The organism is Amycolatopsis sp. A133, assembly GCF_031082405.1.
Lineage (GTDB): Bacteria > Actinomycetota > Actinomycetes > Mycobacteriales > Pseudonocardiaceae > Amycolatopsis.
The window spans coordinates 1-7,392 of record NZ_JAVHJU010000016.1 but is presented as its reverse complement, the minus strand read 5'-3'; the positions used below and the strand labels follow the sequence as shown (position 1 = coordinate 7,392).

The window sequence follows — 7,392 nt, the reverse complement described above, 5'->3', positions numbered from 1 at the left end:
GCGTTGGTTGCGTCCAACGCACCGAACGCCACATTGGGTGCGCTGGACGCACCGAACGCCACATTGGGGCGCTTGGGGCTGGGGCGAGTCGGAGGCGGCCGGGTGGGCAGGCGGGATGGGCAGGCGAGCGGGGCGGGCAGGCGGGATGGGCAGGCGGGCGCGCAGGCGAGCGGGGCGGGCGGCCTGGGCAGGCGAGCGGGGCGGGCAGGCGGCCGGGCCGGGGTGGGCATGTGGGCGGGGGCGGGGGCGGGGAGAGCAGGCGGGCGGGCGGGGCGAGCGCGCGCAGGCGAGCGGGGCGGCCGGACGGGGCGGGTGGGCGGCAGGGCGCGCGGGCGAACCGGACGCGGGGGGCGGGCGGGTGGGCGGCGCGCCGGGGCGGCGGGCGTGCCCGGGGTGGGTGCGCACAGTAGGGTTCCGGCCATGGCCAGCAAGCCCAAGCAGCTGCTCGTGGAGTTGACGCACCCGGGTCCGCACGAGGTCCTGCGGGGCAACCTCGCCCTGGTCGGGCTGCCCGGTGTGGTGTTCACGCCGCGCGCCGGGCTCGGGCTGCCCGCCGTGGCCTTCGGGCACGGCTGGCTGCAGCCGCCCGATCGGTACCGGCAGCTGCTGCGCCACCTCGCGAGCTGGGGCATCGTCGCGGCCGCGCCGGCGACGCAGCGGGGGCCGCTGCCCTCGCATCGGCTGCTCGCCGCCGACCTGCTGACCACCCTCGACGTCGTCACGACCGTGCGGCTCGGGCCGGACGGCATCAGCGTCGACCCCGCCAAGCTCGGCCTCGCCGGGCACTCGAGCGGTGGTGGGGCCGCCGTCCTCGCCGCGGCGCAGGACGCCGGGACCGAAAACCCGCGGATCAAGGCCGTCGCGACGATCACCGCGGCCCAGACGCTGCCGTCCGCGACCGAGGCGGCGAAGGCGATCACCGTGCCCGGCCTGCACCTCGCCGCCGAGGACGACCTGGTCGCTCCCGCCGTCGCGCACGCCGAAGCGATCGCCGGTGCCTGGGGCGGCGACGACGTCCAGCTGCGCTTCCTCGGCAAGGCGTCCCACCTGGGCGTCACCGAGGGCAGGCACTGGTCGCAGCTGTTCCTGCAGGGCAAACCGCACCGCAAGACCCAGCAGCTCACGCGCGCGCTGTTCACGGCGTTCCTGCTGACCCACCTGACCGGCACCGACAAGTACCGGCCCCTGCTCGAGGCGGACGTCAAGCGGGCGCCCATCGAGCGTGAGGAAGAGCCCGCCCACTGACGCGGACGGGCCCCTCCGGTCTCAGACGAGCCAGCTGGTGCTGGAGAAGTCGTCCTCGTCTTCGGGCTGACGCGCGTGCCGCCCCCGCCGCGGCGGCGGCTCGGGTGCCGCGGCCGGCGGCTCCGGCGCCGGTTCCGGGCGCGGCGGGACCACCGCCGCCACCGCCGGGGTCCCGTAGCTCGGCGTCGGGTACTTCGTGTAGCCGGTGTCCGCTTCTTCTTCGTGGACGCCGAACTCCATCAGCGACTCGCGGGACTTGTCGGCCAGCGTCTTCTCCGTCGCCCAGCCGCCCGCGCTCTGCTTGCGCTTGTTGAGCTCGTCCATGTGCTCGGCGTACTTCTGCGCCGCGGCCAGCTCCTGCTGCATGCCCGCGCGAGCCTGCTGCTGGGCCTCGGCGAGCCGGCGTTCGCGCAGCCCCCGCTGCTCGTCCTGCTCCCGCGCGGCGGACTCCATCGTCGAGATCGCCGCGCGATACCGGTCTTCGGCGCTGCTCATCGGTCCTCCTCGGCCCTCGTCACCGGTCGTACCGGATCGAACGGTCACCCTCGTCGTCCAGCGAGCCGCTGATCCGGCCCTTCGCGCCGCTCGTCTCGAACACGCTGCCCTCGATGCGGTACTGGCTGGGCCCGCGCTGCTGGTCGCCACCGCCACCGCCAGGCGCGCCGCCCATGCCGCCCATCATCCCCATGCCGCCCATCCCGCTCATGCCCGACGAGCTCGCGGCGGCCTGGTGCATCCCCGGGTCGACCGGAGTGGCGCCGAGCCCGCCGCCGTCGGACATCGGCAGTGAGCTGTCGCTGCCCGTCTGGGCGCCCGCGTCGAGCGACACGGCGCCGGCGAAGTCCGGCGACCCGCTGCCGGTGACGGCGGAGCCGAAGTCGCTCGCGCCGGCCGTCGTCGTCGCGTCACCGGAGCCGGCCGCGGCACCCGCACCGGCGCCCGCGTCGGCCGTCGCCACGGCGGGCTCGGCCCCGGCGCTGCCGCCGCCGAGGTCGCCCTCGAAGCCGCCGGGCGCGCTGAACCCGCCGCCACCCGAGGCCGCCTCGCTGCGTGTGAAGCCCGGGTCCGGGTTGGCCGGCGCGGGGTCCTTCGTCAGCGGGGACTCGGCGTTCGCGTCGTGCCGGATCTCCGAGCCGACGCCGTCGGTCGCCGGCTTGACGTCCGCCTTGAGCCCGTCCGCCTTGAGGTCGCCCGCCTTGGGGTCGTCCTTCTCGTCCAGGGTGTAGGTGGTGGGCTCGCCCTTGCCGTCGTCGACCGTGACGATCGTCGGGCCGTCCGGGCCTTCCGGCCGCTCCGCGGTGATCTTGAGGTTGCCGTCCTGGATGTGGATCTTGCCGTCCGGCCCCGGCTTGTAGGAACCGTCGGCCGCGGGCTGACCCTCCTTGACCGCCTGCTGGCTGCCCTGCGGGCCGAAGGCGGCCTTGTCGCCGGCGGCGCCGTCCTTGCCGGCGCCGTCCTTGCCCGCTTCGGCCTTGTCGTCGTCACCCCAGTCGAGGTGGTAGTCCTTCTTGTGACCCTGGCCGTCGTCCACGGAGATGTCCTGCTTGCCCTGCTGGTCGGGCTCGGACATCGTGATCGTGTTGTCGCCCTTCTTGACCGACACCGTGTCCGTGTCGCCGGAGTCCTTGATGGCTTCGCCGGTCTTCGGGTCGATCGGGTACGGCTCACCGGTCGACGGGTCGACCTCCAGGGGCTTCCCGGTGATCGGGTTCTTGCCTTCTTCCGGCTTCGCGGGTTCTTCGGCCTTCGGGGGCTCGGTCGCCGACGGCGTCGTGGCACCGCTCCCGGTGCTGCCCGTCCCGGTGCTCCCGGTGCTCCCGGTGCCGGTGCTCCCCGTGTTGCCGCTATTGCCGCTATTGCCGGTGTTCCCCGTGTTGCCGGTGTTCCCGTTCTTGTCGCCGCCGCCTTCGTTCTTGGCCTCGGTCAGCTGGTTGCGGTAGCCGTCCAGGTACCGCGCCAGCGCGCCGAACTGCTGGTCGATCGTGTCCTTGGCGGCCTTGCAGGAACCGTCGAACGCGGTGATCAGGCTCCGGTACTCGGTCGAGAAAGCGCCGTCGCGCCAGTAGCGGCAGACGTTCCGGCCGTACGTGATGTTCTCGTCGTTGAAGCAGCCGTCGTCGTTCTGCAGGCGCTCGGCGAGGTTCGAATTGTTGCCGTGCTTGGCGTTGACGGCGTCGATCCAGCCGGCGACCTTCATGAAGTCGTCGAATTCCTCGGTCTCGCCGTTGGCGATCTTGAGGACGTCCTTGGCCATCGGGATGTCGGCCTCGGCGATCACCGGGCGGTGCAGCTGCAGGACCTCGTCGACCTTCTTCTTCACGGCGTCGAAGACGTGCGTGACGGTCTGCGGGATCAGCTTCGCCGCCCCGTCGATCTGCTGCGACAGCTCCTTGGCGTGCGGCTTGATCGCCTCGTCGTACTTGATCTCCGCCGCGTTGGCGCCCTTGCCCTTCCACGCGTCGAAGAGGATCTGGAGCTCGGTGTCGCTCTTCGTCAGCGCGTCCTCGACGACCTTGTGCGCCTTGCCGAGGTCGTCGGCGTCGCCGAGGAACTTCTGGTACTGGATCCCGCGGTTCTCGTGGAACTTGTCCTTGAGCTCCTTCTGGGAATCCTTCTTCGGGTTGTCGCCCTTGATCTGGTTCCAGACCTCGTCGGTCCACTTCGCGAGCATGTCGACGGCGACGTTGCCCTGGTCGAGCTGTTCGTCGGAACTCTTCGCGCCGGCCCCCAGCGTCGGCGTGCCGATGCCGTCGAGGTTCTTCTTCGCCTGGTCCCGCGCGGCGGTGTCGCGCTCGTGTTCCTGCTTCTTGGCCGCCGCTTCCTGCTGGGCTTCCTTCAGCGCTTCGTCGACGTCGGACGACGACCCCGGCAGCCAGTCGTCGTTGAAGCTGACGCTGTCGGTGTAGTTCTCGATGTACTTGGCGGCGTACGCCTCTTCTTCTTCGTTGAAGTTGACCGTGTCCTCGCTGTACTCCTCCATCAGCTTGGACTTGGCTTCCATCGAGACGTTCGGGTCGTCGAGGACCTTCTTGATCTCGGCCCATTCGGCCATCAGCGGTTACCCCCGGCCTGGTTCGCCGTCGCGCCGGCGTTCGCTTCCTGCGCGGTGTACTTGGCGCCGGCCGACCCGATCCCGCTGCCCAGGTTGAGCAGGGCGTTCGACAGCCCGGTCATGCCCGCGCCGATCTCGTCGATCCCGGCCTTGTACTTGCCGAAGCTCTCCTGGTGCACACGACCGAAGTCCACGGCGACGATCTCGGTCGGCGCGACCTTCTTCGCTTCGTTCGCCGGGTCGTCGGCGACGTCCGCCAGGCGAACCTGCGCCCGCGTCATCGCCTCCGAACTCGCTTCGTACCCGTTCGGCATGGTCGCTGCCCCCTTCGATCCCACAATCCGCGCTGACGTTCCGGGACTGTGACGCGCCCGGACACCGTTCGGTGCCGTCGCAGATGCACACAGAGTCTAGCGTCCGGCCGGGCGCCGGACCTGGGCTTCCGCGAAGTGCACCCGCGCGGGACCTACGCCCGGGGGCGCTGCGCCGTGACCGCCTCGGCGATCACCTCGGCGACGCCGCGGATGTCCACCAGCCGGTCGAGCTCGTCCAGGTCGACCGAGACGCCGTAGGTCACCTCGACCCGGGACAGCAGCTGGATCCGCTGCCGGGACGTCAGGCCGATGTCGTCGAACGGCGTGGTGTCGGCGAGCCGCTCGGGCGGGATCTCCAGCGCGAAGCTGATGATCCGCCGGATCTCGTCGACGTAGGTGCCCGGGTCAGCCATGCCGCTCATTCTCGCCCCACCAGCGCTCGCGGGCGGCGGCGCGGGACACCTTGCCGCTGGAGGTCCGCGGCACCTCGCCCGGCCGCACCAGCCACAGGGCGCGCAGCGGCAGGTCGTGGGCCGCCGAGACCGCCCGCCGCACGGCCGTTTCGACCGGCTCGTCCGGGGCGGTGCACCCGGCGACGACGGCGACGCCCTCGCCGTCGCCGTCCCGCACGGCGAACGCGGCGACGCGCCGGATGCTGGGGTGCGCGGCCTCGACCGTCGCCTCGATGTCCTGCGGGTGGTGGTTGCGGCCGTCGACGATGATCAGGTCCTTGAGCCGTCCGGTGACGTAGAGCTCGCCGTCGTGGACGAAGCCGAGGTCGCCGGTGCGCAGCCAGCCGTCCGGAGCGATGACGTCGTCCCGGCCCCAATAACCGTCGGCGACGTTGGGGCCGGCCACCTGGATCTCTTTGTCGACAATGCGGATCCGCTGGCCGTACGGCCGGCCCACCGAGACCCGCGGCTCGCCGCCGTCGAACGTCCGCACGGTGGGGCCTTCGGCACCCGCGCTCGTCACGAACACTGTCGCCTCGGCGAGCCCGTACGCCGGCTTCTGCGCCGCGCGCGGCAACCCGAAGGGCGCGAAGGCCCGCGCGAAGTTCTCGACCGTGGCCGCGCGGATGGGCTCGCTGCCGTTGAGCAGGGAGTTGACCTGCGAAAGGTCGACACCGGCCAGCTCCCCCGCCGCCTCGGCGGCCAGGTCGAAGGCGAAGTTCGGCGCGGCGGTGACCGCACCCGGGTGCTCGGCCAGCAGCCGGATCCAGCGCAGCGGGTCGCGCACGAACTCCACCGGCGTGCAGAAGACCGACCGCGAGCCGAGGAACACGGGCGTGGCGATCAGCAGGACCAGGCCCATGTCGTGGAAGAACGGGACCCAGCCCACCAGGGGCGTCGACGCGCCGGCGCGGTAGCACCGCGTGGTCTGCCAGCAGCCGGCCACCAGCGCGCGGTGCGAGATCACCGCGCCGGCCGGGCGGCGCGTCGAGCCGGACGTGTACTGCAGGTACGCCGGATCGGTCATCGCCACGGTGGCGGGCGGCTCGGCGTCGCCGGGCTCGATGCCTTGAATGTCCTCGATGGCCAGTACGACGGTCGGCGGGACCTTGTCCACCAGGTCCTTCGAGGTGAGGCACACCGCCGGCGTGGCGTCCGCGAAGGCCGCCTCGATCCGTGCGCGGTGGGTGCGGCCGGTGGGGACGGACAGTGGCACCGCGATCAGACCCGCGTAGAGCGTGCCGAGGAAGGCGACGACGTAGTCCAGATCCTGACGGGCGACGATCGCCACCCGGTCACCCGGCCGGGTGAAACGCCGGAGCTCGCGGGCGACACCGCGGACGCGCGCGAGCAGCTGGGGCCAGGTGAGCGTGTGGTCGGCCGGTCCCGGGAAGGTGCGGCGGGTGAACGCGGGACGGTCCTCGGCGGCGTTGCGGAGCAGGTAGTCCGTGAACGGCGTGGCCAGGACGTCCTCCGGGACGGCTGCGGGCGGCACGGCCCCATCCTGCCCTACCGTGTGCGGCGATGGGCGAGTTCGAACGGCACGGCATCGGGGTGGTCTGCGGGCGCGACGCGGCTGCCCGGGCCCTGCGGTCGCCCGAGCTGACGTCGGAGCCCGGCGGTGGCTCGCCCAGCGTGCTGCTGCGCGACGGCGAAGATCACCTCCGCGTGCGCGCGGTGCTGCGGGAGATCATCGCCCGGCTGGAGCCGTTCCCGGAGTCGCTGCGCGCGTCGATCGAGACGGTGGTGGCCGGGCTGGGGCCGTCGTTCGACCTGGTGCGCGACTTCGCGCGGCCGGTGGCGGGCGCGGTGACGTCGGCGGTGCTGGGCGTGCCCCTCGACGACGTCTTCCTCGACCACCTCGAAGCGACGACGGCGAACCTCGACGTCTTCGGCGGCACGGACCGAGCCGGTCAGGCCTCGGCGTTCCGGCTGGCGGTGCAGCTCAGCCGGACGGTGGCCGGGCCGGGCGGCCTGACGGCGCTGCGTGCCGCGCACGCGGCCGGGCGGCTCGACGACGACGAGGTGATGTTCAACCCGGTGGTGCTGGCGCACGCGGCGTACGAGAACTCGCTGAACTTCCTGGCGTGCGCGGGGCTGGAGCTGGCAGCTTCCGGTCCGCGGACCGTGCGGGAGCTGGTGACGGAGATCTGCCCGGCCCGGTACGTCCTGCGGTTCGGCCCGGACGGCCCGGTGGCGATCTCACTGGCCGATGGGCTGCCGTTCGGGCTGGGCCGCCACGCGTGCCCGGGTTCGGGGGTCGCGGTGACCGAGGGCGAGATCGCGCTGGGTGCCTTGGCGAAGGTCTTGAGCGGCGGGTGCCGGGTGG

At 72.5% G+C, this 7,392-nt stretch carries 7 protein-coding genes; 2 read left to right on the top strand and 5 right to left on the bottom strand.

Going from position 1 to position 7,392, the window contains the following annotated elements; genetic code table 11:
• The first annotated feature begins 420 nt into the window (after positions 1 to 420).
• Positions 421 to 1,245, top strand: a complete 825-nt coding sequence (locus Q5425_RS15365; protein WP_308672892.1) for a chlorophyllase/cutinase-like alpha/beta fold protein — start codon at positions 421 to 423, stop codon at positions 1,243 to 1,245.
• A gap of 21 nt (positions 1,246 to 1,266) precedes the next feature.
• Here Q5425_RS15365 and Q5425_RS15360 read toward each other — a convergent pair whose 3' ends face one another.
• The 5 genes from Q5425_RS15360 to Q5425_RS15340 form a co-directional block, all read right to left on the bottom strand.
• Positions 1,267 to 1,740 carry a hypothetical protein gene (locus Q5425_RS15360; RefSeq protein WP_308672891.1) on the bottom strand — a complete coding sequence of 158 codons (474 nt, stop codon included), beginning with the start codon at positions 1,738 to 1,740 and terminating at the stop codon, positions 1,267 to 1,269.
• A gap of 19 nt (positions 1,741 to 1,759) precedes the next feature.
• A complete protein-coding gene (locus Q5425_RS15355; protein WP_308672890.1) occupies positions 1,760 to 4,297 on the bottom strand; it encodes a hypothetical protein in 2,538 nt (845 codons plus the stop codon).
• Complete coding sequence (locus Q5425_RS15350) at positions 4,297 to 4,611, bottom strand: hypothetical protein (protein WP_308672889.1); 315 nt, start codon at positions 4,609 to 4,611, stop codon at positions 4,297 to 4,299. The genes Q5425_RS15355 and Q5425_RS15350 overlap by 1 nt, the downstream gene beginning before the upstream one ends.
• Before the next feature lie 152 nt (positions 4,612 to 4,763).
• Positions 4,764 to 5,024 carry an acyl carrier protein gene (locus Q5425_RS15345; RefSeq protein ID WP_308672888.1) on the bottom strand — a complete coding sequence of 87 codons (261 nt, stop codon included), beginning with the start codon at positions 5,022 to 5,024 and terminating at the stop codon, positions 4,764 to 4,766.
• Positions 5,017 to 6,558, bottom strand: coding sequence for a fatty acyl-AMP ligase (locus Q5425_RS15340; protein WP_308672887.1), 1,542 nt, complete (start codon positions 6,556 to 6,558; stop codon positions 5,017 to 5,019). Before Q5425_RS15340 ends, Q5425_RS15345 begins: the two co-directional genes overlap by 8 nt.
• Before the next feature lie 29 nt (positions 6,559 to 6,587).
• Here Q5425_RS15340 and Q5425_RS15335 point away from each other — a divergent pair.
• Positions 6,588 to 7,392, top strand: an 805-nt coding sequence (locus Q5425_RS15335; RefSeq protein ID WP_308672886.1) for a cytochrome P450, incomplete at its 3' end; no start/stop codon positions are given.

What these genes read in the sequence shown, in the direction of transcription:
- Q5425_RS15365 (WP_308672892.1), top strand. Translation starts at nt 421, where the DNA reads ATGGCCAGCAAGCCCAAGCAGCTGCTCGTGGAGTTGACGCACCCGGGT.
- Q5425_RS15360 (WP_308672891.1), bottom strand. Translation starts at nt 1,740, where the DNA reads ATGAGCAGCGCCGAAGACCGGTATCGCGCGGCGATCTCGACGATGGAG.
- Q5425_RS15355 (WP_308672890.1), bottom strand. Translation starts at nt 4,297, where the DNA reads ATGGCCGAATGGGCCGAGATCAAGAAGGTCCTCGACGACCCGAACGTC.
- Q5425_RS15350 (WP_308672889.1), bottom strand. Translation starts at nt 4,611, where the DNA reads ATGCCGAACGGGTACGAAGCGAGTTCGGAGGCGATGACGCGGGCGCAG.
- Q5425_RS15345 (WP_308672888.1), bottom strand. Translation starts at nt 5,024, where the DNA reads ATGGCTGACCCGGGCACCTACGTCGACGAGATCCGGCGGATCATCAGC.